Origin of the sequence: Actinomycetospora sp. NBRC 106378 (genome assembly GCF_030269685.1) — a bacterium.
Lineage (GTDB): Bacteria > Actinomycetota > Actinomycetes > Mycobacteriales > Pseudonocardiaceae > Actinomycetospora.
The window spans coordinates 70,200-86,883 of the sequence record NZ_BSTT01000002.1 but is presented as its reverse complement, the minus strand read 5'-3'; the positions used below and the strand labels follow the sequence as shown (position 1 = coordinate 86,883).

Here is a 16,684-nt window from a genome sequence, read left to right as displayed (position 1 = left end):
CACCGGCGGAGGTGCACCGCCGTCGGTCAGGTTCCACTGGATGGGCGTCTCCTGTAGGAACCCTGGCCGCGTGAAACACGGCCGCGACGGTGTCGCGACACGGAGCACACCGGTTTGCTTATTCACACAGCCGTTGATGGTGGGCGCGGCCGCGCGAGGTGCTGCGGCTTAGGCTGTCGTGGCTGCCACCCCCATCGCGAACAGGACGCCCAACACCACGACCACGCGTCGGGACATCGACAACGCAACCCCCTCCATCACGGACCGGTCGAAAAACGTAGCGAACAGCCCGGTCGGTCGAATCAGAAGGTTCCGGACCGCTGGTTGGCGGACGCCATGGCCGAGCGGCGGTGGCGCCTGAGACGATGATCGGCCTCGGCACAACCGAAGCGGTGGGGGCTCGATGATCGACGCGAAGGTGCTGTTGGCTGACCTGCAGGAGCAGGTGACACTTCTCGAGACCGACCTGCACCGCCAGACCGATGAGGTCGCCGACCACGCCCGCGCGCTGCGCGCGGAGTACGAGGAGCAGCGCCGCGTCCGCCGGACCGCCGCGGAGTGGCCCGCCTGGCGCGACGCCCAGTTCACTCAGGTCGCCGTGGCCTGGGTGCTCTCCACGGTCTTCCTACGTTTCACTGAGGACAACGGCCTGATCGACGGGACGCTCGTCGGTGACGCCGCCGAAGAAGCCCAGGCCGAGTACTTCCGCGCCCACCGCGACCACAACGACGCCGTCTGGCTCGAAGGCCGGTTCGAGGTCCTTCGCTCCAGCGAGGCCGGCCGCTTGCTGTTCGACCGTGATCACAACCCTCTCTACTCGGTCCCCATCTCCCACGACGCCGCCCGCGACCTCGTCGCCTTCTGGCGTCGCACCCACGCCGACGGCACGCTGCGTCACGACTTCACCGACCCCGACTGGGACACCCGCTTCCTCGGCGACCTCTACCAGGACCTCTCCGAGGCCGCCCAGAAGCAATACGCCCTGCTGCAAACCCCGCGGTTCGTCGAGAGCTTCATCCTCGACCGCGCCATGACCCCGGCACTCGAGGAGTTCGGCGTCCGCGGTTTCAGAATCGTCGACCCCGCCTGCGGCTCCGGGCACTTCCTCCTCGACGCCTTCGCCCGGCTCGTCGACGCCTGGCGCAACCAGGCCACCCTCGAGCCCTACGCGTTGGCGACGACCGCGCTGGCCTCGGTCCACGGCGTCGACGTCAACCCGTTCGCCGTCGCGATCGCTCGCTTCCGGCTCTCGATGGCAGCGTGGCAGGTCGCGGGTGTGCGCCGACTCGACGAGACGATCGGGCAGGATTGGCGCCCAGTCATCGCTTGCGGCGACTCCCTGCGTTCGCTCGCCCGGCAGGGGTCTTTCGAGTCGATCGACGAGCAGGTCGGGGTCCCGACCATGTTCGAAGACGTCTACCGCTACCGCGACCAGCACCTTCTCGAGGAAGGCACCTACCACGTCGTCGTCGGTAACCCGCCCTACATCACGCCGAAGGACAGCATCGACAACGAGGAGTATCGCCGACTCTGGTCGGCCTGTCGACTGAAGTACCAGCTCACGGTGCCTTTCGCGCAGCTCTTCTTCCGCCTCGCGAAGACCGTCGACTACGACGGCCGCGCCGCCGGCTACACCGGTCAAATTACATCCAACGCGTTCATGAAGCGCGAGTTCGGCACAAAGCTGATCGGCGAGTTCTTTCCAACGATTACGTTGACCGACGTGATCGACACCTCCGGCGCCTACATCCCTGGACACGGCACCCCCACCGTCATCCTCATCGGCCGCCGCGCCTACCCGCGCGCGGGTGGAACCGTCCGCGCCGTCCTCGGCACCCGCGGCGAGCCCAAGCAGCCCGCCGACCCAGAGATGGGTCTGGTGTGGACGGCAATAGTCGAGCAGGTCGACCAGCCCGACAGCGAGTCCGACTGGGTCAGTGTCGTCGACCTTCCTCGCGATAGGCTCACCTCGCACCCCTGGTCACTTTCGGGTGGCGGGTCAGGGGAGCTATTTGAGCGCTTGGAGCATGGAGCGCTCTCCACTCTCGGCTCTTCGATCCTCCGAATCGGCGTGTTCGGTATGACCAATGCCGACGAAGTCTTCCTGGCGCCGCGAATTAGTTTCGAACGCCGCGGTCTTCAAAACAATTCGTTTCGCACACTTCTGCTCGGCGACGAACTGCGAGACTGGCGCAGCTTGCCAACGACCTCATCGGTATTTCCATATTCTGCACCGCCAGAATGTGAGGCAACGAACACACTCGAAGAGCATGTAGCGCAATGGCTCTGGCCTAGTCGAACCGTCCTGGGCAACAGAGCGACTTTCGGCGGTTCGACCTACTTCTGCGAAGGTCGACCATGGTTTCAGTGGCATCAGCTCACCCGAGACCCGAAGGCCGCACCCGCAACGATCATTCTGGCGTTCGTGGCGACGCACAACCACTTCGTGCTCGACAGGGGCGGAAAGGTCTTCAACCGTTCGGCGCCGGTGATCAAGCTGCCGGAGGGGGCGGACGAGGACGACCACCTGGAGCTGCTCGGTATCCTAAACTCGTCGGCGGCGTGCTTTTGGATGAGACAAGTCAGCCACAACAAAGGACGACCAGGCGCCGAGCAGGCAGGTGCAGATGAACCGTGGGAACACCGCTACGAGTTCACCGGTACGAAGCTTGAGCAGTTCCCGTTGCCGGAACGGTTGCCGCGAGAGGCGGGGCGGCGGCTGGACGGGCTCGCGACGGAGCTGTCGTCGGTCTCGCCGGAGTCGGTGGCCAGTGAGTACACGCCGACCCGCGAGCTGCTGGCCGACGCGCACGACCGATACCTGCACCTTCGGGCGCGCATGATCGCCGAGCAGGAGGAGTTGGACTGGGGGGTCTACGACCTCTACGGGCTGCTGTCGGACGCCGAGCGAGTCGATGTCGTTGTCGGGAAACCCGAAGATGTGCCGGGCTTGGACCTTGGTGAACGGGCGTTTGAGATCGTCCTGGCACGCGAAGTCGCGGCGGGGCGGACCGAGACTCAGTGGTTCGCTCGGCACGGCTCAACACCGATCACCGAACTCCCGGGACACTGGCCGGATTGGTACCGCACCATCGTCGAGCACCGGATAGAGCTCATCGAGCGACGTAGGGACATCGCCCTAATCGAGCGGCCGGAGTGCAAACGCCGGTGGGCGAGCGAGCCATGGGACAAGCAGCAGGCACGGGCACTTGAGACGTGGTTGCTTGACCGGCTAGAGGATCGCGCGCTGTGGTTCGCCATGGACGACTCAGGCGCCGAGCAGCCGAGCCCGCGCACCGTCGCCACCCTGGCTGACGCGTTGCGCGCTGACGAGGACTTCGTGTCGGTGGCTGGGCTGTGGGCGCAGGAGACGCACGGGCGCACCGACGTCGACCTCGCCTCGGTCGTCGGCGTCCTCGTCGATGGGGAGCACGTGCCGTTTCTCGCCGCCTTCCGCTACAAGCCCGCTGGACTCGCCCACCGTCGCGAATGGGAGCGGACCTGGGACCTGCAGCGACAGGAAGACCGGGTCGCCGCAGAACTCGGGTATGACGACCCCACCCACCCCGAGGTCCGCGACCGGGTCCGCAAGGTCGTCGGCGACGTCCCGGTGCCCCCGAAATATGGCTCCGGCGACTTCCTGCGCACCTCGTACTGGCACCACCGTGGCAAGCTCGACGTACCCAAAGAGCGCTTCATCTCCTATCCCGCCGCCTCCCGCGACGGCGACGGCAGCCTCCTGCTCGGCTGGGCCGGCTGGGACCACCGCGAACAGGCTCAAGCCCTTGCCGTCTTGATCACCATCCGACGCGGCGACGACGGCTGGAGTGACGAACGCATGCTCCCCCTGCTCGCCGGCTTCGCCGAACTCATGCCCTGGGTGAAGCAATGGCACGGCGAGATCGATCCCGCCTACGGCTCTTCTCCCGCCGAGGTCTACCAAGGCTTCCTCGACGCCCAGCTCGTCGAGTATGGGGTCACAACGGCGGGTCTCGCGGCCTGGCGCCCCGAGGGGCGTGTCGACGTCTCGCCGCTCCCCCGCAAGCAGGCCACATCCGGCACCGGGAGAGCCCAGACCTCGCGCGCGCCGAAGACGATCGACCCCGCCCTCATCGACGCCGTCCTGACCGCGGCCGTCTCCGGTCCGCTGTCCAACGAAGACATCCGCAACGTCACTGGTCTCGACGCTGCGGGCGCCCGGGCAGTTGCGACCTCTCTCGTCAAGGACGCCCGGCTCAGCACCATTGGCCAGAAGCGTGGCACTCGCTACCAGCTGCCATGAGGCGCGCCCAGTCCGACGGCAACAGGACCGATGCGTGAGCCCGCCAAGACACCGCGGCGCGTTGCCGACGACCGGAGGTGCACAGTCGGGCTCTGACGCCGACCCGCTCTGCTGGTGGCAGCTGTGACTGTCGCAACCCTTGGAGTCGACCTCGCTGCCGAGCCCGTCGGGACGGCAGTAGTTCGGCTTGACTGGGACGACGCTCAGCCGCGAGCGACTGTCCTACCGCGGAGAATGTCCGATGCTCAGCTTGTGGAGGCCATAGCTGGAATTGGCATCGCGAAGGTCGGCATCGACTGCCCCTTCGGCTGGCCCGCAGGGTTCGTGGACGCTGTGTCTGCTCATGCCGCGGGGCGGACATGGCCTGGTGGAGAGGGTCCGGCAGCGCGCCGCATACTGCGCCTGCGACTGACCGATCGGGAAGTTGCTGCCCGCTTCAAAGAGCCCCTATCAGTCTCCTCGACCTACATCGGCGCGACGGCGATGCGGTGCGCCTCGATCCTCAACGCGTGGCGCTCGAGGGACCCCAAGCATGATCGGGTCGGCACCGGGCGACTGATCGAGGTCTACCCCGCCCTCGCGATGCGGCACTGGCACCTCGATATGCCGGGCTACAAGAACGGCGACAATTGGGCCAAAGCTCGAAAAGACATCCTGAACGCCGTCGGCCACACAGTCGACGTCGAGGAAGTTCGCGAGGCGGTGCTCCAGTCGAAGACCTACGGCGACGACGTCATCGACGCGCTGGTTGCCGCACTCGTCGCTGCGTCGGCCATGACACCCGGTGGAGTGGAGCCGCCGCCCGCGTCGGACACCGACGAGCGCCGGATCGCAGAGATCGAAGGATGGATCGCGGTCCCGTCCCTCCCTCTCCACGAGGTCGATCCGAGGCCAGCCTCTCCCTGAACGTCCACCAACGACCGGACGCGCCGCTGCTCCGGCCCCGTACCCCTACCGGGGTGTCGGCGCGCCGGGACGGGTGACCACAATGAGCCGGCAGAACGGATCTCGAGGGGGCACACGAGGGTGACGACACCACAGCCGCTGCTGCGCGAACTGATCGACATCCCGGAGCGCGTCCACCAGGGAGACTTCGTTCTCAAGCTGACCGAGGGTGTCTCCGACCGTCTGCGCACTGTCGAGCAGTACGTCGTCACGCCACAGCTCCGGGTGGCGTTCGACGAGGCCCTCGGCCTGATCGACTCCGCGCTCGCGGAGGGCCGCTCGAAGGCGACCTACCTGCACGGGTCATTCGGCTCCGGGAAGAGCCACTTCATGGCCGTGCTCGACGCGCTGCTCGACGGCGACGTCAGCGCCCGGTCCAAGCCGGAGTTCGCCGACACGCTTGCCCGTTACCATTGGCTCGGCGAGAAGCGGTTCCTCCAGGTGCCGTTCCACCTGATCGGCGCCGAGACGCTCGAGTCGGCCATCCTCGGCGACTACGTCAAGTACATCCAGGCCCACCACCCCGGTGCCCCCCTGCCCGCGGTCTACCGAGCTCAGGGCCTGCTCGACGACACTCGCCGCCAGCGGGAGATCCTCGGCGACGAGGCGTTCCTCGCCCAGCTGCCCGCATCCGGCGACGACGAGTGGGGCGACCTCGAGGCCGGCTGGACCCCTGAGCGTCTCGACGCTGCCTTTGCGGCCGGTCCCGAGTCCTCGGAGGCCCGCGCGCTGATCTCCGACGTCGTCCCGGTGTTCTTCCCCAACTACACGCGCACAGTGCAGGGCTCCGCCAACGCCTTCGTCACCCTCGACGCAGGTCTCGCCGCGATCAGCCGCCACGCGAAGGCACTCGGGTTCGACGGTGTCGTGCTCTTCCTCGACGAACTCGTCCTGTGGCTCGCGGGCCGGATCGGCAACGACGACTTCGTCCGTCGCGAGGCCGAGAAGGTCGCGAAGCTGGTCGAGTCGTCCGACGCGAACCGCCCGATCCCGATCGTCAGCCTCATCGCCCGGCAACGCGACCTGCGCGAACTCATCGGCCAGCACGGCACCGGCGCGGAGTCGCTGTCGTTCCAGGATCAGCTGTCCTACTGGGATGGCCGGTTCGGGCGCGTCGACCTCGAGGACCGCAACCTCGAGATGATCGCCGAGAAGCGCGTGCTGAAGCCCGTGAGCGAGAGTGCCCGCGAGCAGATCGCGGCGGCGTTCGCCCGCACCGACCGTCTCCCGGGAGCCACCCGCGACGTCCTGCTCTCCGACGGCGACGCAGAGGGCTTCCGACGCACCTATCCGTTTAGTCCCGCCTTCATGGCCACGCTGATCGAGGTGTCGTCGGCCCTCCAGCGCGAGCGCACCGCGATCAAGCTGATGTGGACGATCCTCGTCGAGCGGCGCGACGATCTGCGACTCGGCCAGATCGTCCCGCTGGGCGACCTCTACGACGCCATCGCCGACGGCGCCGACCAGCCGTTCACCCATGAGCTGAAGGTCCAATTTGACCAGGCCCGCTCGCTCTACGAGCACACCCTCCGCCCCCTGCTGCTCGAGCAGCGCTCGATGACCGAGGAGCAGGCGCAGCGCCGGGCGCCCGTGGAAACCGCGGCCTGGAACGCGTTCCGATCCGACGACCGCCTCGTCAAGACGCTGCTCCTTGCCGCGCTGGCCCCGCACGTCGGAGCGTTGCAGGGTCTCACCGCGCGCCGTCTCGCCCACCTCAACCACGGCACCGTCACCTCGATGATCCCCGGCCAGGAGGTCGCCGAGGTGGTCCGGCGGCTCCGCACCTGGGCGAGCCGCGTCGCAGAGCTGAAGGTCGGCGACGAGGACGACCCGAGCGTGCGACTGCAGCTCGTGGGCATCGACCTGTCGGTGATCTACGAGCGCGTCGCGCACGTCGACAACGCCGGCGCCCAACGGAGGCTGGTCCGCGACCTGCTCTTCGCTGAGCTAGGCGTCAAGCACGACGGCGGACTTGACGTCACGCACACCGTCACTTGGCGGGGCAGCCGGCGGGTCCTGGAGATCGTCTACGGCAACGTCCGCGATCGCACCGAGCTGCGCGATGAGCTCTTCGAGCCGTCTCAGAGCGACCGCTGGCGCCTCGTTATCGACTATCCCTTCGACCAGGCGACGCACAACGCGGCCGACGATCTCGCCCGCGTCCGCGACCTGCGGGCGGCGGCCCCGCGCAATACCGTTGCCTGGCTCCCGGCGTTCGTCACCGGCGACGTCCAGCGCAAGATCGGCACTCTCGTACGGATCGACCACCTCCTCTTCGGCAATCGCTTGCAGGAGACCGCCACTCACCTCGGGCCCGAGGACCGCTATCGCGCGATCGACTTGCTCCGTAATCAGGGCGACTCGCTGCGCGCCGAACTGCGGACCGTGCTGCGCCAGGCCTACGGGCTCGCGAAGCCCGATTCGGCCAGTGTGCTCGACTGGTCCCAGCACCTCGCGAGCCTCGACCCCACGTTCTCGCCCGAGCTCGGCGTCGGACGCCCCTTCGCCGACGCGCTCGATCGCCTCGTCGACCAGTGCTTCGCCCACACCTTTCCGCAGCACCCCGACTTCGACCCGCAGCACAAGGGGACCGCTGTCACGGCGGCCGAACTGCGCACGGTGCTCGACGTCGTCCGCCGCGCGGCGGAGTCCGAGGACCAGCGTCTCTCGGAGACCGAGCGTCAGGAGCGACCCGCGCTCCAGCGCGTGGCGCACCCGCTGCGCCTCGGTGAATTGCTTGACGGGCCGTTCACGCTCGACCGTTTCTGGGAGCGGGAGCTCGACCGCCTCATTCCGGACGACGAGCCGAGCGTCGGCCAGGTGCGGCGGTCCATCCCGAAGGAGTACGGGCTCGACCCAAAGGTCGCGAACCTCGTGATCCTCACCTACGCCGAGCTCGGCCGACGCTCCTGGTCCTATCGCGGGGACGCGATCGAGCCGCCGAATACCGTCGATGACGTGCGCGACGAGATGGTGCTGCGGCGCGCCCGGCTTCCGGAGCCGGAGGTCTGGGCCACCGCGGTGGAGCGGGCCGCAGTGCTGTTCGGGGCGAACCTCGACGCTCGTGTCCGTTCCCCGCGGTCCGTCGCACGCATGGCCCGCACGGTGACCGCAGCCGCCGCGACTCGACGCGAGCCGGCAGCGGACCTGCTGGCCGTGCTGGAGAAGGACTGGGCCCTCTTCGGCGTCGACCCGACCGACAACCCGGCGCGTGGCCGGACGGCCACGGTGGCGGTCCGGGTGCTGGACGCACTGCGGGTGCGCTCGGAACCCACCGAGGTCGCCGAGGCGCTGGCGGAGGCCGACCTCGACGAGGTGCCGCTGCGAACCCTGCTCACCTCAATGTCGTCGGCCAATGACGTCACCGCGGCGCTCCGCGGCGTCGACCGTCAGATCTTCGAGCACCTCCGGGCCTCGACCGACGAGCGCGCCCAGGCGATTCGCAGTGCCCTCGCCGAGGGCGCCGCTGCGGATGAGCTTGTCGTCAGCCTGCGGAAGACCCTCGCCGATGCCCACCGGGCGACGGTTGGACTGATAACGCAGACCGTCGGGCGCGAGCCGGTCATCGGCGGTTCGTCCACCGGTAAGTCCGTCGTCACGACCGGTGCCACCGGCGCCGGCGCCGGCGAGTCGGGGTCGATGCAACATCGCGATGTGGGACCACGTGACGAAGTGCTGGCCCGGCTTCGCGACGCGGTGTCCAAGGATGCCACCATCGACATCACCTACCGCGTCGTCGAGCGATGACCACGGCGCCCGCGCTACCCGCCACCGAGCGAGCCGTCGTCGCGAAGGTCGAAGAACGCACGCGGAGCAAGCGACGCGACGGCAGCGCTGCCTTCGCAGTCGGGATCCGTAATGACGCACCTGACGCGTGGAGTGGGCCGACCGAACACACCACGGAATCCGGCTGGACCGTGACCGTGGCGCCGTGCAGCTCGGTCCTTGCGGTGCTTGACGCCTTCGCTACCTGGACGTCTCGCGAGAAATCGGTCCTGGCGATCGTCACCGATGTCCCGGAGGCCGACCTCGGCGATGCGGTGCTCGCCCGGCTCGACAGCGAAATGCTGCACGACGCTGACCGGTACACCCTGCTGCAAAGCGTTCTCGGCTCCCGCATTGTCGACCGCCGCATTCAGCGCGACGTCTGGTTGGTCGATGCTCTGCTGGATCTCGCTGCGGAGAAGAAGTTGCGCCGCCAGCTCGGCACCGACCTCACCCGTCGTCGGGCGCTCTCCATGGTGGCGACCGATCGCCTCGGGCAGGACCCGGAGTCGGCCGACCTGGCCGACTTGATCCTGCGGTTCGACGAGTCTTCGGTTCGCGCACGGTGGCGGGAGCGCGAAGCCGCTGAACGGGCGGGGCTGCGCGAGTACCTCGTTTTTCTCCTCGGCGACGGCGCGGGAGTCCTGTGCGACCTCGCTCAGCGGCGCGACGACGTCCTCGCCGACCTGCTGGTGCTGCAGGCCGTCCTTGGTGGCACTGGGTCTACGGCAGACATCGCCTATGGGCGAGCCACCCAGTCCAGGTTCGGCATGGACCCGGCTCGCTCTGCAGTCGCTGCCCTGGCCACCCAAGCCCTCGAAGCGGTGCGACTGCGTCCCTCCGAAGGCGTCTTGGCACGCGCGAGCGCCATGCTCGACGAGCTCGCTGCCCCCGAACTCGTGATTCACAGTCCACTTCTGCCCAGGGGTTACACCGAGCGGCTTGCCCTGGCCGCGCACGACCTGTCGTCAGGATCGCTGGAGTACGTCCGCGAACATGACGACGCAACCCGGCAACCGCATCGTTACGACCGACTGCACGCAGGGCTGCGGCTGCGTCGCTGGCTTGCCACGGAACCGGAGACAGCGGTCAACGGGATCGCCGAGGGCCTGACCAGGCATGCTCAAGAGCTGTCGTGGGTCGACCGGGCCCTCCATCAGGTGCACGCGGGCGATCCCGACGAACGGGTCAGGGCGACCCTACGCGACATTGGTCGCGACGTGGTCGCGGTGCGTGCGCAGATCGACGTGGCCTTTGCGCGTCGCCTTGCGGCGGCTGGAGAGACTCCGACTCAGCTGCTCGCCGTCGAGACCTTCCTCGCCAAACGGGTGGCGTCCCTGCGGAACGAGGCCCTCGTCGTTGTGGTGGACGGGATGTCAGGCGCCGTCGCCGGCGACCTCACCGACGCACTCGCGGGGCAGGGTTGGACCGAAGCAACCGCCGCGGAGGATGGCGGGCGCGAGGCCGTTCTCGCTGTCTTGCCCACCGAGACGGAGTTCAGTCGGTCCTCCCTGCTGCGCGGGCGTCTTGTGCGCGGGAAGCAGGACAGAGAGGCCGCAGAGTTCGGGCAGCTCGAAGTCTGGCGAGGCCGCTCGGCTCGCCTCCTGCACAAAGCAGCAGTGAAGGGCGATCCGGGGTGGGACATCGGACCCGAGCTCGACGAGGCACTTGCCCCAGACTCGCGGTGCGGAACCGTCGCCGTTGTCCTCAACGCCGTCGACGATGCGCTCGGGAAGGGGCGGTCGTCGTCAGGACCCGAATGGACGCCGGATGACATTCCAGGTTTGACGCAGGTTCTCGGCCGGGCGCGGGAGACGGGCCGCTTCGTGCTCCTCGTCTCCGACCACGGGCACGTGCTGGAGAATGGCTCCGTCCATCGTCCGGCGACCGGTGGCGGGGCTCGGTGGCGACCGGAGAACGGCGCGGTCGAGGCCGACGAGGTACTGGTCTCCGGTCCACGGGTGCTGACCGAGTCCGGCCGCGCCGTGCTCGCCGCTGTCGAGGGTCTTCGCTATGGCAAGGCGGCGGCCGGCTACCACGGCGGTGCAACGCTCGCGGAGGTCGCGATCCCGCTGATCGGGCTGGTGCCGCCGGGGGCCGAGATTCCCGACGGTTGGTCGGTGCGAGTCGGCGGGGCACCGGCCTGGTGGGACGGCCATGAAACGCCGACCCCCGAGGTCGTTGTACCTGCTCCGTCGCGGAAGCAGCCTCGACGGAAGGCGGCCGTGCAGGAAGGTGACGGACTGTTCGACGCTCCGGCTGCGGTGGAGACGCCGGCACCGGCGGCAGCCGTTCCGACATCACGTGGGCAGAAGCTGATCGCCGGAGCGGCGTTCCGCCAGGCTCACAGCGGAGCGGCGAGCCGCTCGGTCCCCGAGCCCGCCGTCTTTGCCTCTGTCGTCGATCTCGTCTTCAACGCCGGCGGTCGAGCGCCGGCGTCGGTGGTTGCCGCCGCGGCGGGACGGCAGGTCGGACGCCTACGTGGTCTGATCACGGTGATGGCCCAGGTATTGAACCGCGACTCCTACCCGGTGATCTCACTGGTTGACGGCGGAGCCTTCGTCGCGGTTGACCGCGAGCTGCTCGACCGGCAGTTCCCGACGTGAGCGTCAGTCCCGTCCGGCGAGACGCTGTCCTCGGCGCGCTGCGGCGAGGAACCGTGCCGGGCTCGGGGCTTGACCTGCTCGCGGTCGGTCTCGAGCGTCTGGCCCCTGGGTTGGAGGAGTCCCTCGCGACCTGCCGCTCGGGTGGGGCTTCCTTCACGGCGATTCGAGGCGAGTACGGAGCCGGCAAGACGTTCGTCTCCCGCTGGCTAGGTGAGCGCGCCAAGGCCGCGAACATGGCCGTTGCCGAGGTGCAGATTTCGGAGACCGAGACTCCTCTGCATCGGCTGGAGACGGTCTATCGCCGACTGTGTGAACGGCTGACCACGGCAACGGCGCCGCCCAGTGCGTTCCGCCCAGTGCTCGACGCCTGGCTGTTCACACTGGAGGAGGACGCCCTCGCCGCGGGCGACCTTGACGACGAGGCTCTGGGCGCGGCGGTTGACGAGCTGATGGGGTCGCGGCTCGCGGCGCTGGCGACGAGCACGCCGGCTTTCGCAACCGGACTGCGCGGCTACCGCGCCGCCGTCGCCTCCGACGACGCGGGGGTCGCGGACGGTCTCGCAGCGTGGCTGGCGGGAGAGCCGCACGTCGCAGCGGCGGCTCGGCGTGCGGGGGGCGTCAAGGGCGAGGTCGACCACTTCATGGCGCTCTCGTTCCTGCAGGGGCTCCTCATCGTACTGCGCGACGCCGGTCATCCCGGACTCGTGCTGATCCTCGATGAGGTCGAGACCCTGCAACGGGTCCGGAGCGATGCCCGAGCCAAGGCGCTCAACGCGCTGCGGCAGTTGATCGACGAGGTCGACGCCGGTCGCTTCCCCGGGCTGTACCTCGTCATCACGGGGACGCCGGCGTTCTTCGACGGGCGGCAGGGCGTGCAGACCCTCCAGCCGCTCGCCGACCGACTCCACACCGACTTCGGTACCGACGCTCGCTTCGACAACCCGCGAGCCCCGCAGGTGCGGCTGCTCGGGTTCGACCTGGACGGTCTCACTGAATTGGGTGTTCGGGTTCGGGATCTCTACGCCGACGGGTCCGCAGCGCCAGACCGGATTCGTTCGCTGGTCGACGACGCCTACGTGCGCGACCTCGCGTCAGCCGTGGCGGGACGGCTGGGCGGACGGGTGGGAGTCGCGCCCCGGCTGTTCCTACGCAAGCTCGTGGCCGACGTCCTCGACCGGGTAGATCAGTTCGCTGACTTCGATCCGCGTCAGCACTACGCCCTGACCGTGAACCGTTCCGAACTCACCGCCGCCGAGGCCGAGGCGTCGGCCGTGTCCGTGGACGACATCGAGCTGTGAGCTCCTCCCCCGCGGACCGCCTGAACCCCGTCCTCCAGCACCACATCGTCAACACCCTGGGGTGGCCGGGGCTCCGTCCGTTGCAGGAGGCAGCGGTCGGGCCGGTCCTCGACGGAGTCGACGCGTTGCTGCTAGCCCCGACGGCCGGTGGAAAGACAGAGGCGGCTGCTTTCCCCGTCCTCTCGCGGATGACCGGTGAGGGATGGGCCGGGGTTTCCGTGCTGTACGTGTGCCCGCTGCGGGCGCTGTTGTCGAACCTGCAGCCACGGTTGGCGTCGTACGCGGCATGGCTAGGTCGGACAGCGGCACTCTGGCACGGAGACACCTCGGCGACCGCGCGTGCTGCTATCCGCCGCGACCGGCCGGACGTGCTCCTCACGACCCCCGAGTCGCTCGAGTCGATGCTGGTCTCGACCTCTCTCGACGCCCACCGGTTCTTCGCCGATCTGCAGGCCGTCGTGGTCGATGAGGTGCATGCCTTCGCCGGTGACGACCGTGGTTCGCACTTGTTGGCCGTTCTGGAGCGGCTGGAGGTGCTGGCCAGTCGACCGCTGCAGCGAATCGGCCTCTCGGCAACGGTGGGCAACCCTGCCGAGCTGCTCGCCTGGTTGCAGGGCCCGCACGTGACCCGCCGCCGCGATGTGGTCGCTGTGTCAGGTCCTCCGCCGGTCAGCGACGTCACCCTGGACCACGTCGGGTCGGTCGAGGGGGCCGCCAAGGTCATCTCGACGCTGCATCGCGGTGAAAAGCGCTTGGTGTTCGTCGACAGTCGCCGTCGCGCCGAGGAGCTGGGAAACGCCCTCCGCGCCCGCGAGGTGTCGACCTTCCTCTCGCACTCCTCATTGTCCGCCGCCGAACGACGACGCTCGGAGGAGGCGTTCGCCGAAGCACGCGACTGCGTCATCGTCGCGACGTCGACCCTGGAGCTCGGTATCGACGTCGGTGACCTCGACCGCGTGATCCAGCTCGGCGCTCCGCGCACCGTCGCCTCGTTCCTGCAACGGCTGGGACGCACTGGCCGGCGAGCTGACTCCGTGCGCAACTGCCTGTTCCTGGGTCTTGGTCTCGACGAGGTGCTCCATGCAGCCGGGCTTCTCCACCGCTGGGCGACCGACTGGGTGGAACCGATTTCGGCACCGCCTCTTCCTCGGCACATCGCCGCTCAGCAGCTCTTGGCGCTTGCGCTCCAGGAGGGTGCGCTCGGCCGACGCACGTGGCACGACTGGTGGTCTGGGCTCTCTGTGCTTGACGACGGTGCCGAGGTGCTGGCGTTTTTAGAGGACGGCGGCTTCCTCGAGCCCGACGGCGACCTACTCGCTATCGGACCAGAGGCCGAGCGTCGCTTCGGACGGCGCCACTTCATGGAGCTGCTCGCCGTCTTCACCGCGCCGCCGGAGTTCACGGTGCTGCATGGGCGCGCCGAGGTCGGCATGGTCGGCGACGATGTACTGGTCGCCGACACGGGAGGCGCTCCGCGCGTCCTTCTGCTCGGCGGCCGCACCTGGCTGGTCATTCACGTGGACTGGAAGCGCCGGCGGTGCTGGGTGGAGCCGACGGATCTACCCGGGCGGGCACGGTGGTCGGGCACGGGCGGCGGGTTGTCCTTCGAGATCACCCGCGGAATGCGGGACGTCCTCCTCGGCGCGAACCCGGCGGGCGTCACGATGTCTCGGCGTGCGCTCGCGGCGCTCAACGAGCTTCGAGCGCACCACTCCGGAGACGTCGCGGCCGGCTCGACGATCCTTCGATCCTCGCCTGACGGGGACCTGCACTGGTGGACGTGGGCCGGGACCGCAGCGAATCGGACACTTGCCGCGTCGCTGCCGTCTCTCGTGGACCCGGCGCAACGCTTCGGGGACCAGGTCGTCCGGCTCCGGCACGGGCTCGACCCACGAAAGGCCGCCGAGGCTCTGCGAGCGGCCGGGGACGTAGACCTGGTCGCGCCGCCGGTGAACGATCAGGCGGTGCGTGGGCTCAAATTCTCCGCGGCTCTGCCCGTGGAGATGGCCCGCCGTACCGTCTCCGAACGGCTCGTCGACCGCTCAGGTGCACGAGCTGTCCTCGGGGAGACTCGATCTATCGCACACGATTAGCGCGCAGCTGGACAGTCTGGCGACCGACTATGGGGTCGGAGACTTCCTGCCCTCTTTCAACCGGCCCCCGCCAACCCTGCGCAATCACGGTCGAGTTACGGTCGGCAGCACGTCCGCGTGAGCGGTCGGTCCAGCAAGGCGCGGCAAGTGCGACTTTGGAGGATAGATCGTGACAAGTAGCGTCACTCGGGGCACCATGATCGATGCCCTTGCTCGACTGCGTCGCGAGGACGTGCCCGCCCTCGAGCTGCTATTCCTGCAGGGGGTCATGGCCTGGGTGTTCTCCGAAGAGAACCCCGGGAGTGACTACAACCGCTCCCACGCCTCCTACCTTGCAGGCGCACTGTTCACAGGTCTCGACGATGCCGGGAACACTTCCCTTTCTGCATCGCCTCCTGAGACTGCGAAGATCTCGGCAGCACGAGACCGAGTCGCACTGGGAGCGAACGCTCTAGCTTCGTACGGCGAGGCCGGCCTCGACATGCTGCTTGAACAGCGGGTTCTACCTGCAATGGTCGGCGAGCTCGAACGCTGCGTTGGGAACCAAACGCAGCAAGGAGCTTGCACCTGGACTTATGCTTTGTTCGCCGTAGCGATGGGTGAGGGGCACGATCAAGACCCCGACGTCGTGGAAGGGTTGATCGAGTCCTTCGACGCCTGGTCCGCTCTGCTGTCCCAGCTCTGACCGATAGCGCCGTTGAACCCAAGGCCTAGCTGCCGCATCCACGCCGCCAGTGTGGATGACCTGGCGCGGCATCGGTCAGCCTACCGCCCCGTGATCCAGATTGCCCGCTTGCCCTGGTCGCCCACAGAAGTTGTTGTGGCCAGGCCACAAAGGTTGCGCCGCCGCCGCAGTTGTTCTTTTGAGCGGTAAGCGTTAACAAACGAACGTGGCTTCTGCGATCGAGAGTTGGCAACGACCACCGCTGACGCAATGATGGTCGAATTCTTGAACCGTAACTAGAAGACGACGACAGAGATCGGGTACTGGCGGTACTGGGTCGAACTCCTTATTCTCCCTCCCTCCTCAGGGTCAAGAGCGGGACAGACGAGCGCGGTGACGGAGGCTGACGACGTTGCCTGTCTTTCCTGCATGCGATCAAGGGCAGGTAAGGACATCCTCATCGCGGGAGTAGTCGATCTTCCTAATGAAGAGCTCGACATAGTTGAGGAGCCCCTTCAGTCGACGCTCGAGGCTCTCAGACCAACAACCCCAGACCTTTAGCTCCCAGACCAATAGCCCCCAGACCACGGCCCCGGGAGTCATACAGCCCGTCGTCCACGCTCCAACTGTTTCCTTGTCAGCAACTTGCCGATCGAGTACGACTCGGAGGCATCGATGATAGCGATGCTGTAGCGCGCAGATTGCGCTCAGCTATGCTCGAAGGAACGGTGCGCGGAGAGTGCCGCGGTGTTGGGGCGACGACCGTTCTCGAGGACTGCCTTGATGCTTTCGCATCAACTGGCGCGAAAATTCGCAGATAGACACGCATTACCCAATTCCAGTCAAATCAGACACAGCGCCAGGAAGCGTTTGGGGTCCGTTCGACGGAGACGCACTCGTCCTTGGCCTTACCATCCATGATCAGAATGCTTTGAGGTTGCATCAGCCGTGCAAGCAACCCTACGCGGAGCGGTCAGCTGCTTACGTTGCGCGATACACCCGGATGGCCGTAACGATTCGTCGGTAGGCGT

General features: G+C 67.8%; 7 protein-coding genes. All 7 read left to right on the top strand.

The window, feature by feature from the left end:
* The first annotated feature begins 403 nt into the window (after positions 1 to 403).
* The 7 genes from pglX to QSK00_RS04775 all read left to right on the top strand — a co-directional run bounded on the left by pglX (position 404) and on the right by QSK00_RS04775 (position 15,674).
* Complete coding sequence (gene pglX / locus QSK00_RS04805; protein ID WP_285588128.1) at positions 404 to 4,282, top strand: BREX-2 system adenine-specific DNA-methyltransferase PglX; 3,879 nt, start codon at positions 404 to 406, stop codon at positions 4,280 to 4,282.
* Positions 4,283 to 4,396: 114 nt separating this feature from the next.
* On the top strand, positions 4,397 to 5,188 hold the full coding sequence (locus QSK00_RS04800; protein ID WP_285588127.1) for a DUF429 domain-containing protein: 792 nt from the start codon (positions 4,397 to 4,399) through the stop codon (positions 5,186 to 5,188).
* 120 nt (positions 5,189 to 5,308) lie between these two features.
* Positions 5,309 to 8,974 (top strand): DUF6079 family protein, encoded by a 3,666-nt coding sequence (locus tag QSK00_RS04795; RefSeq protein ID WP_285588125.1) that lies wholly within the window; start codon positions 5,309 to 5,311, stop codon positions 8,972 to 8,974.
* Positions 8,971 to 11,598 carry a BREX-2 system phosphatase PglZ gene (gene pglZ / locus QSK00_RS04790; RefSeq protein ID WP_285588123.1) on the top strand — a complete coding sequence of 876 codons (2,628 nt, stop codon included), beginning with the start codon at positions 8,971 to 8,973 and terminating at the stop codon, positions 11,596 to 11,598. The genes QSK00_RS04795 and pglZ overlap by 4 nt, the downstream gene beginning before the upstream one ends.
* Entirely contained in the window at positions 11,595 to 12,896 is a 1,302-nt protein-coding gene (gene brxD, locus QSK00_RS04785) for a BREX system ATP-binding protein BrxD (RefSeq protein WP_285588121.1), read from the top strand. The genes pglZ and brxD overlap by 4 nt, the downstream gene beginning before the upstream one ends.
* Complete coding sequence (locus QSK00_RS04780) at positions 12,893 to 14,989, top strand: DEAD/DEAH box helicase (RefSeq protein ID WP_285588120.1); 2,097 nt, start codon at positions 12,893 to 12,895, stop codon at positions 14,987 to 14,989. Before brxD ends, QSK00_RS04780 begins: the two co-directional genes overlap by 4 nt.
* Positions 14,990 to 15,185: 196 nt before the next feature.
* On the top strand, positions 15,186 to 15,674 hold the full coding sequence (locus QSK00_RS04775) for a hypothetical protein (protein ID WP_285588119.1): 489 nt from the start codon (positions 15,186 to 15,188) through the stop codon (positions 15,672 to 15,674).
* The last annotated feature ends 1,010 nt before the right edge of the window (positions 15,675 to 16,684 follow it).